Raw genomic sequence first — 18,400 nt, 5'->3', positions numbered from 1 at the left:
GCGCAACGATGAGTCTTTCCGATGCGCCGACCCTCGGCGACGTGCGGGCGCGCGCGTATCGCGTGCCGACCGACCGGCCGGAGGCCGACGGTACCTATGCGTGGACCGCCACGACGATCGTGGTCGTCGAGATCGACGCGGGCCCCGTGACGGGGCTCGGCTATACGTACACCGATGCGAGTGCCGCGGCGCTCGCGACCTCGCTGCTCGCGGACGTGCTGCGCGGCCGTCCGCTCGCCGACGTGCCGGCCGCCGTCGACGCGCTATGGCGCGCGGTGCGCAACGTCGGCCGCGCGGGCGTCGCAGCGACCGCGATCTCGGCACTCGACGTAGCGCTCTGGGACGCGAAGGCGAAGCTCGCCGGCGTGCCGCTCGCGACACTGCTCGGCCGCCGTCGCGAACGCGTGCCGGTCTACGGCAGCGGCGGCTTCACGACGTACGACGCGGCGACACTTGCCGCGCAGCTCGGCGGCTGGCGCGACGAAGGCATTCGCGCGTGCAAGATCAAGACCGGCGTGCAGGACGCGTGCGACCCGGCGCGGCTGCAGACCGCACGCGACGCGCTCGGCGCGGACGTCGCGTTGTTCGTCGATGCGAACGGCGCGTACTCGGCGCGCACGGCGCTCGCGTTCGCGGAGCGCGCCGCACGATACGACATTCGCTGGTTCGAGGAGCCGGTCAGCAGCGACGACGTCGCGGGGCTGCGGTTCGTGCGCGAGCACGTCGGCGCGCGTGTCGACGTCGCGGCCGGCGAATACGCGTATACGCCCGACGACTTCCGGCGCCTGCTCGAAGCGGGCGCGGTCGACGTGCTGCAGGCCGACGCGACGCGCTGCGGCGGCGTCAGCGGGTTTCTCGCGGCGGGCGCGCTCGCCGATGCGTACCACGTCGACCTGTCCGCGCATTGCGCGCCCGCGCTGCATCGGCACGTCGGCTGCGTCGCGCCGCGCATGCGGCACGTCGAGTGGTTTCACGATCACGTGCGCATCGAACGCATGCTGTTCGACGGTGCGCCGCCGCTGATCGACGGCGCGCTCGAGATCGACGCGGGACGGCCGGGCCTCGGTCTCGAACTGAGGACGGCCGATGCGCAACGTTATGCGATCTGAACGACCCGAACGATCTGAAGGACCAGGAGGCACGATGCGCGTTTTCCGCCCGCCCGCGACCGCGCGCGACGAGCAGCTGCTGCGCGATGCCGCGCGGCTGCTGAACCGCAGCGCGCTGCTGCTGGCCGGCTCGGTATTGGCCGACAGCGGCGTCGAGCACTATCGCGGCACCTTTCACAACCGCGCGATGGTCGCGCCGCTCGTGATGTCGACGCTGTCGGTGATCGCGAGCGTGCACGGTCACGCGGACGACACGCCCGCGCGGCACCGGCTGCGCGATGCGGTGCACGTCGCGTCCGCGGCGACCGGCCTCGCCGGTTCCGCATTCCATCTGTACAACGTGACGAAGCGCGTGGGCCGCTTCAGCTGGCACAACCTGTTCTACGGCGCGCCGCTCGGCGCACCGGTCGCGCTGCTGCTGTCCGGTGCGCTCGGCGCGGCCGGCGAACGGATGCGCGACTCGCCGGCCGCCGCGCCGCACATCGGCGGCCGCCCTGCGGGCCGTGTGCTCGCAGGGCTCGTCGCCGCAGGCCTGGTCGGCACGCTCGGCGAGGTCGGGCTGCTGCATTTTCGCGGCGCGTTCCAGCATCGCGCGATGTTCGCGCCGCTGATCGCGCCGCCGGTCGCCGCGCTCGCGGCCGCGCATGTCGCGCTGTCGCGCCCGCGCGCCGCACGGCCGTTCTGCCGGTTCTGGATGCGCACGACCGCGCTGCTTGGGCTCGTCGGCGTCGCGTTCCATGCGCGCGGCGTCGCGCGGCAGATGGGCGGCTGGCGCAACTGGTCGCAGAACGTGCTGTCCGGTCCGCCGCTGCCTGCGCCGCCGGCCTTTACGGCACTCGCGATCGCTGGCCTGGCGGCGACCGCGCTGGCCGAACGGGAGGGACGATGAAGCGCGACAACGCGCGCGCGGCGATGCTGCCGCGCTATCCCGATTACGACGTGCTCGCGAAACGCGACACGCCTTCGTGGAACGACGCGACGCGTCGCGCGATCGACGCGCGGCTGAAAGTCGCGGCCACCGCGCCGCGCGCGCTCGACGCCGAGCGGTTCGCGACGCTGCGCGCACTGTGCGCGCGGATTGCGCCGCAGCCGGCCGGCAGCGATGCGATACCGACCGCCGCGCTGATCGATGCGCGGCTTGCGAACGACGAAGGCGACGGCTTTCGCGACGCGCGGCTGCCGCCGCTGCGCGACGCATGGCAGATCGGCCTCGCGGCGCTCGACGCGATGGCGCATCGCGCGCATCGCGCGTCGTTCGCATCGCTCGACGACGACACGGCCGACGCGCTGTTGCGCGCGGTGCAGCGCGGCGAGATCGATGCCGCGGATCGTGCCGCCTGGGCCGGCATGGACGCGCGCACGTTCTTCGCGAAACGCGTGCTGATGGACATCTGCGGTGCGTACTACAGCCATCCGTACGCATGGAACGAGATCGGCTTCGGCGGCCCCGCGAGCCCGCGCGGCTACGTGCGGATGGACTTCAATCGGCGCGATCCGTGGGAAGCGCGCGTCGGAGGCGACGACGATGGCCGCTGACGCGCCGCTGTCCGCGACGACGCCGCGCGGCTGCAACGGCCGCGCGCCGGACCCGCTGCGCGTCGGCGGCTGGATGCCGATGCGCATGTTCCGCGACGACGATCCGGTCGACTTCGTGATCGTCGGCACCGGCGCCGGCGGCGGCACGCTCGCGTGCAAGCTCGCGGAATACGGCTATTCGGTCGTCGCGCTCGACGCGGGCGCATGGTGGCGGCCGCTCGAGGAGTTCGCGTCGGACGAGTCGCATCAGCGCAAGCTGTTCTGGACCGACGAACGGATCTGCGACGGCGCCGATCCGCTGACACTCGGCACCAACAACAGCGGCCGCGCGATCGGCGGGAGCACCGTGCACTTCGCGATGGTGTCGCTGCGGTTCCGGCCCGAATGGTTCCGCTCGCGCAGCGCGCTCGGCTACGGCGTCGACTGGCCGCTCGACTGGCGCGAGATGTGGCATTACTACCGCGAGGTCGAGCAGGCGCTGAAGATCAGCGGCCCCGTCCGCTATCCGTGGGGGCCGCCGCGCCCGCGCTATCCGTATCGCGCGCACGAGCTGAACGCGGCCGCACTGGTGCTCGCGCGCGGCGCCGAGGCGCTCGGCATGGACTGGACGCCGACGCCGCTCGCGACGCTGTCCGCGCCGCGCGGCCGCGCGCATCCGTGCGTGTATCGCGGCTTCTGCATTACCGGCTGCGCGACGAACGCGAAGCAGAGCGCGCTCGTCACGTGGATTCCGCGTGCGGTCGCAGCCGGCGCCGAAGTGCGCGACCTCGCGATGGCGCTGCGCATCGAGGCCGAAGGCGATCGCGTGACGGGCGTGCACTATCGCCGCGACGGCCGCACGCGGTTTCAGCGCGCGCGCAACGTCGTGGTCGCGGGCTATGCGATCGAGAGCCCGCGGCTGCTGCTGCTGTCCGCGAACGGCCGCCACCCACAAGGGCTCGCCAACAGCTCGGGCCTCGTCGGCCGCTATCTGATGGCGCAGCTGAACCAGGCGTCGTGGGGGACGATGGACGACGAGGTGCGCTGGTACAAGGGGCCGCCGTCGCTGTCGCTGACCGAGCACTGGAACTACGTCGACGAAGGCAAGGACTTCTTCGGCGGCTACTGCTGGATGAGCCAGGGGCCGCTGCCGATCGAATGGGCGCGCAAGCTCGCGTCGCGCGGGCTGTGGGGCGATGCGCTCAAGCGCGAGATGGCGCGCTACAACTTCCAGGCGGGGCTGAAGATCGTCGGCGAGACGCTGCCGCGCGCGGACAACCGCGTGACGCTCGCCGACGAGCGCGACGCATACGGGCTGCCGGTCGCACGCGTGACCTACGCGTACGACGACAACGACCGGCGCATGATCCGCCACGCGCTCGCGCAGATGTCGCGCGCGCTCGAGGCGGCCGGCGCGCGCGACATCTGGCACGAGGAGGACGACACCTGCCATCTCGCCGGCACCGTGCGCATGGGCGACGATCCGGCGACGAGCGTCGTCGATGCCGATTGCCGGAGCTGGGACATCCCGAACCTGTGGGTCTGCGACGGCTCCGTGTTTCCGACCGTCGGCGGCGTGAATCCGTCGCTGACGATTCAGGCGATCGCGTGCCGCACCGCCGATCGCATCCGCACGCTGGTCGCGCGCGGCGAAGGACACGCGCGTGCGCGGCGTCGCTGAACGGCCGCGCGATCGCGACCGGTATGCCGCCGGCGCGCGGGCACGGTGCCTGCGCGCCTCGCGCCGGGCCGCGCACCGCGCCGCCTTTCATTCGACAAGGAGGTTCGTCATGCCGATTCATTCCCACCGATTCGTCCGTCCGCTGCGCTGCGCGGCCGCCTGCGCGGCGCTCGCGGCGGGCGCCGCCGCGATGCCGGCCGCCGCGCAACTGCGGCCGACCGACCCGACCGTCGTGCCCGACTCGTCGACGCAGGCGTTCCAGCGCGCGGACCACCGGATGATGGAAGCGATGGACGCCGCGCGCTATACGGGCGACGCCGATCGCGATTTCGTCTCGCACATGGCGCCGCATCACCAGGGCGCGATCGACATGGCGCAGGTCGAGCTGAAATACGGCAAGGATCCGACGCTGCGGCAGCTCGCGAGCCGCATCGTCGCCGCGCAGCGCGACGAGATCGCGCTGATGGAGCGCTGGCAGAAGGCGCACGGCGCGACGCCGTGAACGCGCATCGCGACCGCGCCGTCGCGCCGGACCGGAGGTCCCATGGACATCGATGCATTGCTGCTGTCGCGATTCCAGTTCGCCTGGGTGATCGCGTTTCATATCCTGCTGCCCGCGTTTACCGTCGGGCTGTCGTGCTTCATCGCGACGCTCGAGGTGCTGCACTGGGCGACGCGGCGCGCGGTGTATCTGCGGCTGTCGACGTTCTGGCTGCGGATTCTCGCGGTGTCGTTCGGCATGGGCGTCGTATCGGGCATCGTGATGCCGTTCCAGTTCGGCACCAACTGGAGCCGGTTCGTCGCGGCGACGTCGAACGTCGTCGGCGGCTTCATGGCGTACGAAGTGCTGACCGCGTTCTTTCTTGAGTCGGCGTTTCTCGGCGTGCTGTTGTTCGGCCGCCGGCGCGTGCCGCCGTGGGCGCATGCGATGTCCGCCGTGCTCGTCGCGCTCGGCACGCTGCTGTCGTCGTTCTGGATTCTCGCGGTCAACAGCTGGATGCAGACGCCGACCGGCTACCGGATCGTCGACGGCCGCTTCTATCCGGACAGCATGCTGTCGGTGCTGCTGAGCCCGTCGTTCCCGTTCCGGCTCGCGCATACGGTCACCGCGTTTCTGGTAACGACCGCATTCGTCGTGCTCGCGGTCGGCGCGCACTATCTGCTGCAGCGGCGCGCGCCCGACGAAAGCCGCGTGATGGTGCGCATGGGGCTGTGGTTCCTGACCATTGCCGTGCCCGTGCAGATCGCGCTCGGCGACGCGCACGGGCTCAACACGCTCGCGCATCAGCCGGCAAAGCTCGCGGCGATGGAAGGGCTGTGGGACACCGGCCGCGGCGTGCGCGCGACGCTGTTCGCGTGGCCCGATCAGGCGCGCGAGACGAACCTCTTCGAGTTATCGATTCCGCGCCTCGGCAGCCTGTATCTGACGCACGACTGGAACGGGCTCGTGCACGGGCTGAAGGACTGGCCGCGCGACCAGCGGCCGTCGGTGCCGGTCGTGTTCTTCGCGTTCCATCTGATGGTCGGGCTCGGCATCGTGATGCTCGCGATCGTCGTGCGCGGGCTCACGCTCTGGCGAAGACGCAGGCTGTACGCGGCACGCGGCTGGCTGCACGCGTGCCGCCTGGCGATGCCGATCGGTTTCGTCGCGGTGCTGGCGGGCTGGACCACGACCGAAGCCGGCCGGCAGCCGTGGACCGTCTACGGGCTGATGCGCACGGCCGACTCGGTCACGCCGTCGCTGACGACGGGCGACGTCGCGCTGTCGTTCGCGCTCTATGCGATCGGCTATCTGGCGATCTTCGGCGCGGGCTTCGTGCTGCTGCGCCGGCTCGTGCGGCTCGGGCCCGACACGGCGCCCGCGCATGCGGGAACGCCGGCCGCCGCCGTCTCGGAGCGGCCCGCGCGGCCGCTGTCGGCCGTCTCGGACAGCGGCGCGCAACCACCGGGAGCGAATGATGACAGGGCTTGATCTCGTACCGCTGTGGGCCGGCGTGCTCGCGCTGTCGGTGCTGATGTACGTGCTGCTCGACGGCTTCGATCTCGGCGTCGGGATGCTGTTCTTCTGGCGCCGCGACGAAGCCGAGCGCGACCGCATGATCGCGTCGGTATCGCCGGTGTGGGACTTCAACGAAACCTGGCTCGTGCTCGGCAGCACGCTGCTGCTTGCCGCGTTTCCGGGCGCGTTCTCGGTCGTCGTGCCGGGCGTCTACTTTCCGGTGCTGCTGATGCTGCTCGGGCTGCTGTTTCGCGGCGTCGCGTTCGAGTTTCGCGGCGTGGTCGGCGCGCGCAAGCGGCTCTGGAGCGGCGCGTTCGCGTGCGGATCGCTCGTCGCGACCGCCGCGCAGGGCGCGGTGCTCGGCATGTTCGTGCAGGGCTTTCGCGTCGTCGACGGCCGTTTCGCCGGCACGAGCTGGGACTGGGTCGCGCCGTTTCCGCTGCTGACCGCGGCCGGGCTCGTCGTCGGCTATCTGCTGCTCGGCGCGACCTGGCTCGTGATGAAGACCGAAGGGCCGCTGCAGCTCGCCGCACGGCGCGCCGCGCGCCACGCGCTGCTCGGCGTGATCGTGTTCATCGTCGCGGTCAGCATCTGGACGCCGCTCGCCGATCCGGCGATCGCCGCACGCTGGTTCGCGTGGCCGAACCTGCTGTTCTTCTCGCCGGTGCCGGTGCTGACGGCGCTGCTCGCGTGGCTCGCCTGGCGCGCGCTGAATGGCCGCGGCGAGGTGCTGCCGTTCGTCGCGTCGATCGGGCTGTTCTTTCTCGGCTTCTCGGGGCTCACGATCAGCCTGTGGCCGCACGTCGCGCCGCCGTCGGTGACGCTGTGGTCGGCCGCGTCGGCGCAGATGTCGCAGGAATTCCTGATGATCGGCACCGCGTTCATGCTGCCGGTGCTGCTGATGTATGTGGGCTGGTCGTACTGGGTGTTCCGCGGCAAGGTGCGCGGCGACGCCGGGTACGAGCATATGTGACGACCGCCGCTGCCGCGGCCGAGGTATGGGGAGACGACGGATGGGACGCGAACGCGCACGCGACGCGGGCGAAACGATCGACAGCGTCGCCGACTACATGGCGCGCATCGGCGCGCAGGACGACGGCCGTGCCGCGCGGCTCTTTCGCGGACAGTGCAACGCGGGCTGGGCGCTCGCGCCGAGCATCGCGCGCGGGCGCTCGACGCCCGATATCGAAGCGCGGATGCTCGACGAATTCATGCGCAGTGCGCTGCCGCATCTCGAACCGGCGCCGAATCTCGACGCGTGCGACTGGCTCGCGATCGCGCAGCAGCACGGGATGCGCACGCGCTTGCTCGACTGGTCCGGCAGCGCGCTCGCCGCGCTGTGGTTCGCGGTCAGAAGTGCGTCGGAGGCGGGCGTCGACGGTGTCGTCTGGTGTCTGCGTCACGACGCCGACGACATCGCGACGATCGCCGAGCGGCGCGCGCCGCTCAGCGTCACGCGCACGAAAGTGTTCCGGCCGCGCCACGTGATGCCGCGCATCACCGCGCAGGACGGCTGGTTCACGATCCATAGCTACGACGCCGACGCGCAGTGCTTCGCGCCGCTCGACGAGCAGCCGGACTTCGCGGGGCGCCTCACGCGCATCGTCGTGCCGGGCGAGCGGTTCGCCGCGATTCGGCATGAACTTGCGCGCGTCGGGATTAGCGTCGCGACGATTTTCCCGGATCTCGATGGCATCGCGCAGTGGACCGATACGCGGTATTTCCCCGACGACGAGGATACGCACGCGCCGCGATGAGGGTGCAGGGGCTGCGCGCCACGCACATGCACACGGGCACACGGGGCGCACGACGCAGACGACGCGCGCCGCGCACGTGACACAAACGACGGAAACGACGCACACGGGACACACGAAGCACATGCTTCGCAAGCCTCAAGCCACTCATGCCCCTCACGGCTCACATGCATGCCGGGCACGCCGGACATGCCCCGCGCGACACGCGACGTAAGACGCACCGCGCACCGCGCGAGGCGCGAGGCGCGACGGCGCGACGGCGCGACCGCGCAGGCATGCCGGTTGCTTCATACCGCATCGACGCCCGCATCGGGACCGTACCCCGCGCCCCACGTTGCGGCGGCGGCGCGGCCCGTGCGCGGGTGCGCTCACTTGTTCCATCCGGGAGGTGTCATGCGCGAAGCGAACGATTCATCCCGCGTCCGGCCGGACGCGGCCGACCGTCACGAGACCGACCGCGCGTCGGGCCCGCATCCCGTCACGCGCGCGTTCGAGCGTTTCGCGTCCGGCGTCACCGCGTGGGCCGGCTCGCCGATCGCCTTCGGCTCGGCCGTCGCCGTGACGCTGCTGTGGCTTGTCAGCGGCCCGCTGTTTCACTATTCCGACGCGTGGCAGCTCGTGATCAACACGGGTACGACGATCATCACGTTCCTGATGGTGTTCCTGCTGCAGCGGAACCAGAACCGCGACAGCGTCGCGCTGCATCTGAAGCTCGACGAACTCGTCGCGGCGACGCGTTCGGCGAGCGACCGGCTGATCGGCATCGAGGATGCGTCGGAGGAGGAGCTGAACCAGCTCGCGCAGGCGTACATGAAGCTCGCGAAGCGGGCAGGCACGCGCGAAGGCCTCGAAGAGGATTGCGCGCGCGTGCGCGACATGGCCGACGCGCCGCGGGACGCATCGTGACCCAAGTGCTTTTCCGCACTGCCGCATCGCGCGGGCGCGCCCGACATCCGCATTTTTCAAGCGTTTGTCATTTCGTTCGCCGCGCTGCGAACGCGTGCCGATGAGCGCGACCGAACTCGCGGACGGCTATCTGCGCTTCTTCGTGCTGCCGCTCTGGATCGCGGCCGGCTTCGTCGACTGGCTCTGCCATCGCCGCTCGCAGATCGCGTCGACGTCGGGCCTGCGCGAGTCGCTGCTGCATGTTGCGCAGCTCGTCGAAGTCGGCATTCCGCTGCTCGTCGCGCTGCTGTTCGAAATCGATCTGACCGTGCTCGCGCTGATGGCGGCCGGCTTCGTGCTGCACGAGTTCACCGCGCTGGCCGACGTGCGATACGCGGTGTCGCGGCGCGACGTGTCGCCGTTCGAGCAGCACGTGCACAGCTTTCTCGAGATGATGCCGCTCGTCGCACTGTCGCTGATTGCGTGGATCGTGCTGCCCGCACGGTTGCGCGACGGCGTGCAGGCGGCCGACTTCGCACTGCGCTGGCGGCCGACCGAGCCGCTTTACATCGTCGTGCTGCTCGCGGCCGTGCTCGTGTTCGCGGTGATTCCGTATGCGGAGGAGTGCCTGCGCGGCTGGCGATATGCGCGGCGGCACGCGGCATCGCGCTGAGCGCGGACTGCCGCGCGCCGTGTGCCCGGCGCGCGATGCGCGATGCGCGGCCGATGCGGCGCGTGTAGCCGCTGCGGTTTGCCCGCTTCGCGCGCGATCGAGGAACGGCGTGTGCTGCGTAGGCCGCGAAGCCCGGCCGTCCCCGGGTATTGCGTACGGTGTTGCCATGGAATCCCAGACTCGTCTGAAACCGCTGATGAATCTTGCTGCGGCCGTCGCATGCGGCGCGCTCGCGATGTACTTCCTCGATCCGGCGTCGGGCCGTCGCCGACGCGCGTACGTCTGCGACAAGGCCGCGGCCGGCGGACACGGTGTCGTCGACTACGCGAGCAGCTGCGCGAAACAGGCAACCGAGCGCGCGCGCAGCGCGATCACCGGCCTGCGCCAGCACTGGCAGCCCGAACAGGTGGACGACGCGTTGATCGCGGCACGCGTGCGCGCCGAACTCGCGCGGCTCACCGGTCGTCCGCACGACATCGACGTGAGCGTGGAGGACGGTCATGTGCGGCTCAGCGGCGCGATCGACGAAGCCGAGCGGCAGGCGATCGTCGACGGCGTATCGGCCGTCGACGGCGTGCGGACCGTCGACGACGGGCTCGGCACGCGCAGCGAGTACCGCGCGGACGCGGGCGACGGCGCGAGCTGATGCGTTCCGGCGCGGCGGCGTGCGCGACACTCGCGCGCCGCCGCACGCCCGCCTGCGTGCGTCCGCGTGCGTCCGCACCGGGCGAGCGCAACCTTGCGTTGTGCGATGATGTCCCGCAGCGTCGCGCCGCGCCCGCCGCACGACGCCGCGCCGGCCGTCCGCGCCGGACGCGCCGTCATTCGCCCCGCGGCGGACCTGCCGCGGGTGTTCCTGTCGCGCCGCTCGCGGCGGCGCCCGTTCCGGAGAACAGCCGATGGCCGAACGCCTGCCTGACGATACGACGCCCCCTCCCTCCGAACCGAATGCGCACGATGCGCTCGAGCGCCTGCTCGGCAGCCTGCACCGTCACGGCTTCCTGCGTTTCGCGAACGACGTGGTCAGCGCGAACGCGAAGATCGCCGAGGTGCTGGTCGGCGCGCTCGACAAGCCCGGCACGCAGACCGGCGTGCAGAACCTCGCGATGCTCGTGATGGCGCTCTCGCGCGTGCCGCCCGAACAGTTCGGCAAGACGATGTTCGCGGCCGCCGACGCACTGCGCCACATCGGCGCGTGGCAGCCGGCCGAGCACGAACATGTCGCGCCGGGCGTGCGTGGCGTCTACCGGCTGCTCAACGACGACGCGCTGTGGGAAGCGATCACGCCGCTGCTCGAAGGGCTGAAGGTGTTCGCGCAGGGCCTCGCACGCGAGCCCGAGCAATCGGTTACGGCGCTTACTGCAAAGGCGGGCGGCACGGACCGCGCGTGAGCGCCGCCGGCGCGTGCGCGCTAGCGATGCCGCGCAGCTGCGCGAGCTGATGGACGATGCGCTGCGTCGGCGCGCTGGCCGGCCAGCGCGCCACCGCGTCGATCGGTACCCACCGGCACAGCGCGATCTCGCGGCCGGGGCACGCATGCATGCCGGCCGGCAGATCGACGACGAACACGTGATGGCGTTTTACGTTGCCGTCGACGTAGAAGAAATACGCGAGGTCGAGCCCCGTCAGTCCCGTTTCTTCGTGCAGCTCGCGATGCGCGGCGTCGAGCGCGGATTCGCCGCGGCGGATCACGCCGCCCGGCAGCGTCCAGCGCGACGACGGCCGGCGCGCGACCAGCAGCACGCGGCCGTTGCGATGACAGAGCACCGTCGCGCGTTCCTTCGCCAGCGGCGCGAGCGGGACCGCGCGAACCGGAAAGTCGGCGGGATCGGGCAGTTTCATGTCGGGTAGCGGGCAGGCGGCGAAGGTGTTCATGGCTGAGCATCGCGCAAGCCGCATGCCCGCCGCAGCGGCCCGCCGGACGGCGCGAAGCGGCCGGTCGCACGCGCCGCGGCGGCGCGGCCGGCCGCGCGCCCTCAGCGTTTCGCGGTCGTGTTCGGACGCATTTCGCGCGCGAGATACGTGCGCACGACGCCCGCCATGTTGTGCTCGAGCCAGGCCGCCATCGCCTGCTCTTCGGGCAGGATGCGCTCGCAGATCGTCTGCGTCTCGATGTCGCCGGCCACGCGCGCGGCCTCGATCAGGTTGCGGTACGCGGCGATCTCGAAATGCTCGAACATGTAGCTCGCCATGCCGCCCTTGACGATCTCGTCGGATACGAACCCCGGACATGCCCTGCACCCAGGCCATCGTCTTCGCGCCGAGATCCTTCATGGTCGACACCGAGCCGCCGCGCCGCTCGATGCAGCTGCGGATCAGCCGCGCCTGTTCGCGCGTTTCCTCGATGTGCTGCTCGATGCGCCGTTTGATGTCCGGATAATGTTCGATCCGGCCGGCCATCGACGACAGCATCGTCTCGGCCTGTTCCTCCATCGCGTGCGCGTCGCGCAGCCATTCCATCAACCGCTCGTCTACCACGTTCGCTTCGCTTGCCATGCCTCATTCTCCTGTCGTTGGGGTGAGCGCGGGCCGAGGCGCGCGTACGCGCCTCTTGCGCGTTTACACGCCCGGCGTGCCCGGCGTGCCGGACACCGGCGGCACCGGCGACGTCGTGCTGTCGTGCGGTGCACCGGCGCCGAGCTCGGCACCGGTCGTCGGATCGCAGTTCGGGTCGGACGCGAGCCGGCGCGCCATCGCCTCGAGCGCCTGCGATTGCGTCGGATCGACCGCGCCCGTCGCGAGGCCGTCGCCGCCGTCGACGGCCGGCTCGCCGCGCCGCACCGACAGCGCATCGCCGCGATTCCACGGACCCGGCATCGGCTCGGCGCCTTCCTGCATCCGGAAGTACACGCGATCGTACGGCTCCATCGGCGGCAGCTTGCCCGGCGGGAAGTTCGCGGTGATCGCGTAGAGCGCCTTCTCGAACGACTTCTGGTGCGAGACCTCGCGTGTCATCAGGAAGCCGAGCGCTTCGCGCACGCTCGGGTCGTCCGACACGTTGATCAGCCGTTCGTAGATGATCTTCGCGCGCGCCTCGGCTGCGATGTTCGAGCGCAGATCGGCCGTCGGCTCGCCGATCGTGTCGATGTACGCGGCGCTCCACGGCACCGCGCCCGAGTTCGTCAGCGGCGAGCCGGCGCCGTACAGCAGCTGCGTCACGTGGCTGTCGTTGCCCGCACCGTTCAGCTTCCGGTAGAGCTCGGCCTGCTCGTCGACCGCTTCCGCGAGCTCGCCCTTCGCGCCGCGGTTCAGCATCGCGACGAGCGATCCGATCACTTCGAGGTGGCTCAGCTCCTCGGTCGCGATGTCGAACAGCATGTCCTTGCGGCCCGGATCTTCCTCGGTGATTGCCTGCGTGAAGTAGCGCATCGCGGCGGCGAGTTCGCCCTGCGGCCCGCCGAACTGTTCGAGCAGTAGGTTGGCGAGACCGGGGTTCGGCGCGTCGACGCGCACCGTGTACTGCAATCGGGTGTTGTGAATGAACATGAAGCCTCCGTGTGTAAGTGGACGACGGTTGCGCCGGATGCCGAGCACGTCGCGGGCCCGTAGTGCGGCGCGCGCCGCGCGGGCGGGCGTGGCCGCGTGCGTCCGCGGTTTTTCAACGCGTTGTCATTTCTGCTGACGTGACGCCAGGCGCGCGGCCGTCCGTCAGTTCTTGTCGGCGGCGCGGTCGCTGTGATCGGCCGGTTGCGCGCCGGGCCGCGCATCGTCCGACTGCGGCTTGCCCTCGGCCGGATCGCGCGCGCTGCGCGGCGGCGGCGTCGCGGTGCCGCCGCGCTTGCCTTCGGGGCCCGGCGTGCTGTCGCCGCGATCTTCGCCGCGCGTATCGGTGTCGAGCGGGGTGGGACGGGTCATCGAATGCCTCCTGTCGAAACGAGACGCGATTTGCGCGCATCGCGCGTGCCGGCTGCGCGCGCGACGCCGCGCGGCCGGTGCAATCGCCCTTGTAAAAAATGCGCGCCGGAGCGGCTGCGCATCGTCGACGCGGCATGGATCGGCGCCGGGCAGGCGCGGCACTTGCTTCGATCGCGCGCCATGAGGCCCGCGCGCACGTCGGTGCGCACGGGTTGCACACAGGAGCGCCGTTCGATGTCCGAGGTCACCGTGTCCCCGTTGCCCGATCGCCTGCGAGACCGCGTCGCGCCGACGCGCGCTTCGCCGCTCGCGCGACGGCAGGCGCGGACGCGCATCGCGCGCGGCGTCCGGCGTCGCGCAAGCGCGCGCACGGTCGATGCGCCGCTCGACCGCGAGCCGGGCGGCGCGCCGGTGCGCGTCGCGCGTGCCGGCGACGACGACGCCGGCCGCGGCAGCGGAACCGGCAGCGGACACGGCGAGCCGCGCGGCGAGCGCGACGCCGACGCACCGGGCGGTGGCGGTGGAGACGGGCATCCGCACGACGATCGCGGCGGCCGCACCGGCGGCGACGGCGATGGCGCGGGCGACGGCGGCGAACGCAAGCGGCCGGGCCGCAAGCCGCTGATCATCCTCGGCGCGATCGCGTTGCTGATCGTCGTGGGCGGGCTCGTCTGGTGGTTCGCGACACGCAATCAGGAAAGCACCGACGACGCGTACACCGACGGCAACGCCATCGCCGTCGCGCCGCACGTGTCGGGCTACGTGACGCGCCTCGCCGTCGACGACAACGTCTACGTGCATCGCGGCGACGTGCTCGTCGAGATCGATCCGCGCGACTATCGCGCGCAGGTCGACGCGGCGCACGCGCAGCTCGGCCTCGCCGAGGCGCAGCTCGACGCGGCGCGCGTGCAGCTCGACATCGCGCGCGTCCAGTATCCGGCGCAGTACCGGCAGGCGCGCGCGCAGATCGAATCGGCGGAAGCCGCGTACCGGCAGGCGCTGGCCGCGCAGGCGCGGCAGCGTGCAGTCGATGTGCGCGCGACCTCGCAGCAGGCGATCGACGCGGCCGACGCGCAGCGCGCGAGCGCCGATGCGAACGTCGCGATGGCGCAGGCGCAGGCGCGCACCGCGAGCCTCGTGCCGCAGCAGATCCGGCAGGCCGAAACGGTCGTCGAGGAGCGCCGTCAGCAGGTCTTGCAGGCACGCGCGCAGCTCGAGCAGGCGGAGCTGAATCTCGCGTACTGCACGATGCGCGCGCCGTCGGACGGCTGGGTCACGCGCCGCAACGTGCAGCTCGGTTCGTTCCTGCAGCCCGGTACGTCGATCTTCTCGATCGTGACGCCGCGCGTGTGGATCACCGCGAACTTCAAGGAGTCGCAACTGAAGCGGATGCGCGTCGGCGATCGCGTCGACGTGTCGGTCGACGCGTATCCCGATCTCGATCTGCACGGTCACGTCGACAGCATCCAGCTCGGCAGCGGTTCGCGGTTTTCCGCGTTCCCGGCCGAAAACGCGACCGGCAACTTCGTGAAGATCGTCCAGCGTGTGCCGGTGAAGATCGTGCTCGACGGTCCGCTGCCGCGCAATCCGCCGCTCGGCCTCGGCCTGTCGGTCGAGCCGACCGTTCATCTGAAATGACCGGCCGCCGCTGCATGCGGCGCGCCGCGCACGGAGCGCAACGATGTCCGACCTTCGATTGCCGTTCGTCCGAGCGGCCCTCGGCCGATGAACCGGCCCGCCGATCAGGCGGCGGCGCCGGGCGGCAACTGGCGGCCGGCCGCGAATCCGTGGATCGTCGCCGTCGTCGTCACGCTCGCCGCCTTCATGGAGGTGCTCGACACGACGATCGTCAACGTCGCGCTGCCGCACATCGCGGGGACGATGTCGGCGAGCTACGACGAGGCCACCTGGACGCTCACGTCGTATCTGGTCGCGAACGGCATTGTGCTGCCGATCTCCGGGTTTCTCGGGCGGCTGCTCGGACGCAAGCGCTACTTCGTGCTCTGCATCGCCGCGTTCACGGCGTGCTCGTTCCTGTGCGGCATCGCGACGAACCTGGGCGAACTGATCGTGTTCCGCGTGCTGCAGGGCTTGTTCGGCGGCGGGCTGCAGCCGAACCAGCAGTCGATCATCCTCGACACGTTTCCGCCCGAGCAGCGCAACCGCGCGTTCTCGGTGTCGGCGATCGCGATCGTCGTCGCGCCGGTGCTCGGGCCGACGCTCGGCGGCTGGATCACCGATCACTTCTCGTGGCGCTGGGTGTTCCTGCTCAACGTGCCGATCGGCGTGCTGACCGTGCTCGCCGTGATGCAGCTCGTCGAGGATCCGCCGTGGCGACGCGGGGCGGTGCGCGGGCTGTCGGTCGACTACGTCGGGATCGGCCTGATCGCGATCGGGCTCGGCTGCCTGCAGGTGATGCTCGATCGCGGCGAGGACGAGGACTGGTTCGGCTCGACGTTCATCCGGACCTTCGCGGTACTGTCCGCGCTCGGGCTCGTCGGCGCGACGCTCTGGCTGCTGCGCACGAAGAAGCCCGTCGTCGATCTGTCGTGCCTGCGCGATCGCAACTTCGCGCTCGGCTGCGTGACGATCGCGACGTTCGCGGCCGTGCTGTACGGCAGCGCGGTGATCGTGCCGCAGCTCGCGCAGCAGCATCTCGGCTACACGGCGACGCTCGCCGGTCTCGTGCTGTCGCCGGGCGCGCTCTTGATCACGCTCGAGATTCCGCTCGTGAGCCGGCTGATGCCGCACGTGCAGACGCGCTATCTCGTCGGCTTCGGCTTCGTGCTGCTCGCGTTCGCACTGGCGTATTCGCGCATGCTCGTGCCCGACATCGACTATCGGCATCTGGTGATGATTCGCTGCGCGCAGTCGCTCGCGATCGGCTTCATGTTCGTGCCGATCACGACGCTCGCGTATCTGACCGTGCCGCAGCGGCTGAACGACGATGCGTCGGCGCTGTTCACGATGTTCCGCAACGTCGCCGGGTCGATCGGCATCTCGGTGTCGACCGCGCTGATTCGCGAACGCACGCAGGCGCGCATGGCGCATCTGTCCGCGCATACGTCGCCGCTGTCGCAGAACTTCCAGGACGCGCTGCATGCGAACGCGCGGGCGATCGCGGAGCTGTCGGGCGGCACGCCGGCGGCCGCGCTGCAGACCGCGAACGGCCGGCTCTACGAGACCTTCGTGTCGCAGGCGACGATCCTCGCGTATATCGACGTATTCGCGCTGCTCGCGGTGTTTTGTGCCGCGTGCATTCCGCTGACATTCCTGTTTTCGCCGGTGAAGGCCGCACGCGCCGGAGGAGGGCATTGACATGACGACGTGCGACGCCGCTCGACGCAGCCGCCCGCCGCGCGCGCTGCGCCGTGCGACGGCCGCGGCTGCTGCGGCCGCCGCGCTGGCCGCCGGCACGCTGCTGGGCGCGTGCACGGTCGGGCCGGATTTCACACCGCCGCGCGCGGACGTGCCCGCGGGCTGGCACGCGTTGCAGCGCGCGGACGCGGCCGCGCCCTCCTCGGGCGCGAGCGCGCCGGCTTCCACGCCGACGACGGACGCCGATCCCGACCCGCGCTGGTGGCGCGCGTTCGGCGATCCACTGCTGGACCGGCTCGTCGAACGCGCGGCGCGCGACAACCTCGACGTGCAGGCCGCTGTGTTGCGCATCGCACAGGCGCGTGCGCAGGTGCGTGCGGCCGCCGCACAAGGCTTGCCCGACGTGCGCGCGAGCGCGAGCTATCAGCGCGAGCAGCTCGGCCTGAAGGGGTTCGTCGAAGATCAGGGGCTGGACCGGCAGATCGACCGGCTCGGCGCGCCGGGCTCGCCGCTCGACCGGCTCGGGCCAGGCACTGGCGCGGCCGTGCAGCAGCGTGCGCGCGGCGCGCTCGATGCATTGGAATCGCCGGTCAACCTGTGGCAGGCCGGCTTCGACGCGTCGTGGGAGCTCGATCTGTTCGGACGCGTGCGCCGCGCGGTGGAGGCCGCCGATGCGCAGGCGGGTGCGGCCGTCGCGAGCCGCGACGACGCGTTGCTGTCGCTCGAAGCCGAAGTCGCCCAGACCTATCTGCAGCTGCGCGGTGCGCAGACGCAGCGCGCGCTCGCCGACGAACTCGTGGGCGCGCAGCGCGAACTGCGCGATCTGACGCGCGAGCAGGCCGCGCACGGCCTGGCGAGCGACCTCGAAGTGCGCAGCGCCGATGCGCGGCTCGCCCAGTTGCGCGCGCAACTACCGCAGTTCGATCAGCAGATCGTGCTGCTGAAGAACGGGCTTGCCTATCTGGTCGGCGGCGCGCCGGGCGCGCTCGACGACTGGCTCGACACGCCGCGTGCGCTGCCGGGCGTGCCGCCCGCCGTGCCGGTCGGCCTGCCGTCGACGCTCGCGCGACGCCGGCCCGACATCCGACGCGCGGAAGCCGACCTGCACGCGGCGACGGCCGACGTCGGCGTCGCGGTCGCGCAGTTCTATCCGGACGTGTCGCTGACCGGGCAAGTCGGGCTGCGCGCGACGCATGTGCGCGAGCTCGCGCACTGGTCGCATTTGTTCTATGCGTTCGGGCCCGCGGTGTCGCTGCCGATTTTTTCGGGCGGCGCGCTGGTGTCGAACCTGCGGCTCACGCAGGCGCGTCAGGCGGAGGCGGCGCTCGCGTATCGGCAGACCGTGCTCGTCGCGCTGCGCGACGTCGACAATGCGCTCGCCGTGTACCGCACCGACCAGACGCGCGCGGCCGCGCTCGACGATGCCGTGCGCGCGGAGCAGGGCGCGCTGGAACTCGCGCGCGATCGTTACCGCAAGGGGTTGTCGCCGTTTCTCGACGTGCTGGACGCGGAGCGGCAATGGTCGGAAGGGCGTCAGCAGGCCGTGCAGGGCGCGCTGCAGACGACGACCGATCTCGTCGCGCTGTACAAGGCTGTCTCTTATACACATCT

18 protein-coding genes and 1 pseudogene are annotated in these 18,400 nt (G+C 71.1%); 15 read left to right on the top strand and 4 right to left on the bottom strand.

All coding sequences use genetic code 11. The annotated features are described in order from the left end of the window. Positions 1–8 precede the first annotated feature (8 nt). The 12 genes from ACSHSS_RS12705 to ACSHSS_RS12650 all read left to right on the top strand — a co-directional run bounded on the left by ACSHSS_RS12705 (position 9) and on the right by ACSHSS_RS12650 (position 11,007). Positions 9–1,109, top strand: a complete 1,101-nt coding sequence (locus tag ACSHSS_RS12705) for an enolase C-terminal domain-like protein (RefSeq protein ID WP_006416730.1) — start codon at positions 9–11, stop codon at positions 1,107–1,109. A 34-nt stretch (positions 1,110–1,143) separates the two neighbouring features. Next, positions 1,144–1,998 carry a hypothetical protein gene (locus ACSHSS_RS12700; RefSeq protein WP_012217912.1) on the top strand — a complete coding sequence of 285 codons (855 nt, stop codon included), beginning with the start codon at positions 1,144–1,146 and terminating at the stop codon, positions 1,996–1,998. Beyond that, a complete protein-coding gene (locus ACSHSS_RS12695; RefSeq protein ID WP_048994809.1) occupies positions 1,995–2,645 on the top strand; it encodes a gluconate 2-dehydrogenase subunit 3 family protein in 651 nt (216 codons plus the stop codon). Before ACSHSS_RS12700 ends, ACSHSS_RS12695 begins: the two co-directional genes overlap by 4 nt. Further along, positions 2,635–4,305 carry a GMC family oxidoreductase gene (locus tag ACSHSS_RS12690; RefSeq protein WP_006413362.1) on the top strand — a complete coding sequence of 557 codons (1,671 nt, stop codon included), beginning with the start codon at positions 2,635–2,637 and terminating at the stop codon, positions 4,303–4,305. The genes ACSHSS_RS12695 and ACSHSS_RS12690 overlap by 11 nt, the downstream gene beginning before the upstream one ends. Positions 4,306–4,414: 109 nt before the next feature. Further along, the gene (gene copM, locus ACSHSS_RS12685; protein ID WP_035956381.1) at positions 4,415–4,807 is read left to right on the top strand and encodes a CopM family metallochaperone; all 393 of its coding nucleotides are present in this window, start codon (positions 4,415–4,417) and stop codon (positions 4,805–4,807) included. 42 nt (positions 4,808–4,849) lie between these two features. Further along, positions 4,850–6,277, top strand: a complete 1,428-nt coding sequence (locus ACSHSS_RS12680; RefSeq protein ID WP_006412913.1) for a cytochrome ubiquinol oxidase subunit I — start codon at positions 4,850–4,852, stop codon at positions 6,275–6,277. Next, positions 6,264–7,277: a cytochrome d ubiquinol oxidase subunit II gene (locus tag ACSHSS_RS12675; protein ID WP_035956384.1), complete on the top strand. Its 1,014-nt coding sequence runs from the start codon at positions 6,264–6,266 to the stop codon at positions 7,275–7,277. The genes ACSHSS_RS12680 and ACSHSS_RS12675 overlap by 14 nt, the downstream gene beginning before the upstream one ends. 40 nt (positions 7,278–7,317) lie before the next feature. Then, positions 7,318–8,061: an FRG domain-containing protein gene (locus tag ACSHSS_RS12670; protein ID WP_006412915.1), complete on the top strand. Its 744-nt coding sequence runs from the start codon at positions 7,318–7,320 to the stop codon at positions 8,059–8,061. 390 nt (positions 8,062–8,451) lie between these two features. Then, a complete protein-coding gene (locus ACSHSS_RS12665) occupies positions 8,452–8,964 on the top strand; it encodes a low affinity iron permease family protein (protein WP_012217919.1) in 513 nt (170 codons plus the stop codon). Between the two features lie 100 nt (positions 8,965–9,064). Further along, the gene (locus ACSHSS_RS12660) at positions 9,065–9,616 is read left to right on the top strand and encodes a hypothetical protein (RefSeq protein ID WP_006412914.1); all 552 of its coding nucleotides are present in this window, start codon (positions 9,065–9,067) and stop codon (positions 9,614–9,616) included. A gap of 166 nt (positions 9,617–9,782) precedes the next feature. Further along, the gene (locus ACSHSS_RS12655) at positions 9,783–10,262 is read left to right on the top strand and encodes a BON domain-containing protein (protein ID WP_006412911.1); all 480 of its coding nucleotides are present in this window, start codon (positions 9,783–9,785) and stop codon (positions 10,260–10,262) included. A gap of 253 nt (positions 10,263–10,515) precedes the next feature. Further along, the gene (locus tag ACSHSS_RS12650; RefSeq protein ID WP_006415544.1) at positions 10,516–11,007 is read left to right on the top strand and encodes a DUF1641 domain-containing protein; all 492 of its coding nucleotides are present in this window, start codon (positions 10,516–10,518) and stop codon (positions 11,005–11,007) included. Here the strand turns inward: ACSHSS_RS12650 and ACSHSS_RS12645 are convergent. The 4 genes and pseudogenes from ACSHSS_RS12645 to ACSHSS_RS12630 all read right to left on the bottom strand — a co-directional run bounded on the left by ACSHSS_RS12645 (position 10,973) and on the right by ACSHSS_RS12630 (position 13,471). Then, complete coding sequence (locus ACSHSS_RS12645; RefSeq protein WP_043281563.1) at positions 10,973–11,458, bottom strand: NUDIX hydrolase; 486 nt, start codon at positions 11,456–11,458, stop codon at positions 10,973–10,975. The genes ACSHSS_RS12650 and ACSHSS_RS12645 overlap by 35 nt on opposite strands. 134 nt (positions 11,459–11,592) lie before the next feature. Beyond that, positions 11,593–12,112, bottom strand: a pseudogene (locus ACSHSS_RS12640) (ferritin-like domain-containing protein). A gap of 63 nt (positions 12,113–12,175) precedes the next feature. Then, positions 12,176–13,102, bottom strand: coding sequence for a manganese catalase family protein (locus ACSHSS_RS12635; protein ID WP_006417408.1), 927 nt, complete (start codon positions 13,100–13,102; stop codon positions 12,176–12,178). Between the two features lie 162 nt (positions 13,103–13,264). After that, on the bottom strand, positions 13,265–13,471 hold the full coding sequence (locus ACSHSS_RS12630; protein ID WP_006417406.1) for a hypothetical protein: 207 nt from the start codon (positions 13,469–13,471) through the stop codon (positions 13,265–13,267). Positions 13,472–13,705: 234 nt separating this feature from the next. On the opposite strand from ACSHSS_RS12630, the gene ACSHSS_RS12625 reads away from it, so the two are divergent. From ACSHSS_RS12625 to ACSHSS_RS12615, 3 genes are all read left to right on the top strand, one after another. Beyond that, positions 13,706–15,109 (top strand): HlyD family secretion protein, encoded by a 1,404-nt coding sequence (locus tag ACSHSS_RS12625; protein ID WP_105769163.1) that lies wholly within the window; start codon positions 13,706–13,708, stop codon positions 15,107–15,109. 87 nt (positions 15,110–15,196) lie between these two features. Next, complete coding sequence (locus ACSHSS_RS12620; protein ID WP_006412586.1) at positions 15,197–16,789, top strand: DHA2 family efflux MFS transporter permease subunit; 1,593 nt, start codon at positions 15,197–15,199, stop codon at positions 16,787–16,789. A gap of 1 nt (position 16,790) precedes the next feature. Continuing rightward, positions 16,791–18,400, top strand: a 1,610-nt coding sequence (locus tag ACSHSS_RS12615) for an efflux transporter outer membrane subunit (protein ID WP_445545058.1), incomplete at its 3' end; no start/stop codon positions are given.

The sequence above is a fragment of the Burkholderia sp. BC1 genome (genome assembly GCF_052683555.1).
This window is presented reverse-complemented; position numbering and strand designations above follow the sequence as displayed.

Excerpts from the sequence above, each read along its gene's own strand:
- ACSHSS_RS12670 (WP_006412915.1), top strand. The coding sequence starts at position 7,318 with ATGGGACGCGAACGCGCACGCGACGCGGGCGAAACGATCGACAGCGTC.
- ACSHSS_RS12625 (WP_105769163.1), top strand. The coding sequence starts at position 13,706 with ATGTCCGAGGTCACCGTGTCCCCGTTGCCCGATCGCCTGCGAGACCGC.
- ACSHSS_RS12645 (WP_043281563.1), bottom strand. The coding sequence starts at position 11,458 with ATGAAACTGCCCGATCCCGCCGACTTTCCGGTTCGCGCGGTCCCGCTC.
- ACSHSS_RS12705 (WP_006416730.1), top strand. The coding sequence starts at position 9 with ATGAGTCTTTCCGATGCGCCGACCCTCGGCGACGTGCGGGCGCGCGCG.
- ACSHSS_RS12630 (WP_006417406.1), bottom strand. The coding sequence starts at position 13,471 with ATGACCCGTCCCACCCCGCTCGACACCGATACGCGCGGCGAAGATCGC.
- ACSHSS_RS12695 (WP_048994809.1), top strand. The coding sequence starts at position 1,995 with ATGAAGCGCGACAACGCGCGCGCGGCGATGCTGCCGCGCTATCCCGAT.
- copM (WP_035956381.1), top strand. The coding sequence starts at position 4,415 with ATGCCGATTCATTCCCACCGATTCGTCCGTCCGCTGCGCTGCGCGGCC.
- ACSHSS_RS12675 (WP_035956384.1), top strand. The coding sequence starts at position 6,264 with ATGACAGGGCTTGATCTCGTACCGCTGTGGGCCGGCGTGCTCGCGCTG.
- ACSHSS_RS12620 (WP_006412586.1), top strand. The coding sequence starts at position 15,197 with ATGAACCGGCCCGCCGATCAGGCGGCGGCGCCGGGCGGCAACTGGCGG.
- ACSHSS_RS12680 (WP_006412913.1), top strand. The coding sequence starts at position 4,850 with ATGGACATCGATGCATTGCTGCTGTCGCGATTCCAGTTCGCCTGGGTG.
- ACSHSS_RS12660 (WP_006412914.1), top strand. The coding sequence starts at position 9,065 with ATGAGCGCGACCGAACTCGCGGACGGCTATCTGCGCTTCTTCGTGCTG.
- ACSHSS_RS12635 (WP_006417408.1), bottom strand. The coding sequence starts at position 13,102 with ATGTTCATTCACAACACCCGATTGCAGTACACGGTGCGCGTCGACGCG.
- ACSHSS_RS12690 (WP_006413362.1), top strand. The coding sequence starts at position 2,635 with ATGGCCGCTGACGCGCCGCTGTCCGCGACGACGCCGCGCGGCTGCAAC.
- ACSHSS_RS12655 (WP_006412911.1), top strand. The coding sequence starts at position 9,783 with ATGGAATCCCAGACTCGTCTGAAACCGCTGATGAATCTTGCTGCGGCC.
- ACSHSS_RS12700 (WP_012217912.1), top strand. The coding sequence starts at position 1,144 with ATGCGCGTTTTCCGCCCGCCCGCGACCGCGCGCGACGAGCAGCTGCTG.
- ACSHSS_RS12650 (WP_006415544.1), top strand. The coding sequence starts at position 10,516 with ATGGCCGAACGCCTGCCTGACGATACGACGCCCCCTCCCTCCGAACCG.
- ACSHSS_RS12665 (WP_012217919.1), top strand. The coding sequence starts at position 8,452 with ATGCGCGAAGCGAACGATTCATCCCGCGTCCGGCCGGACGCGGCCGAC.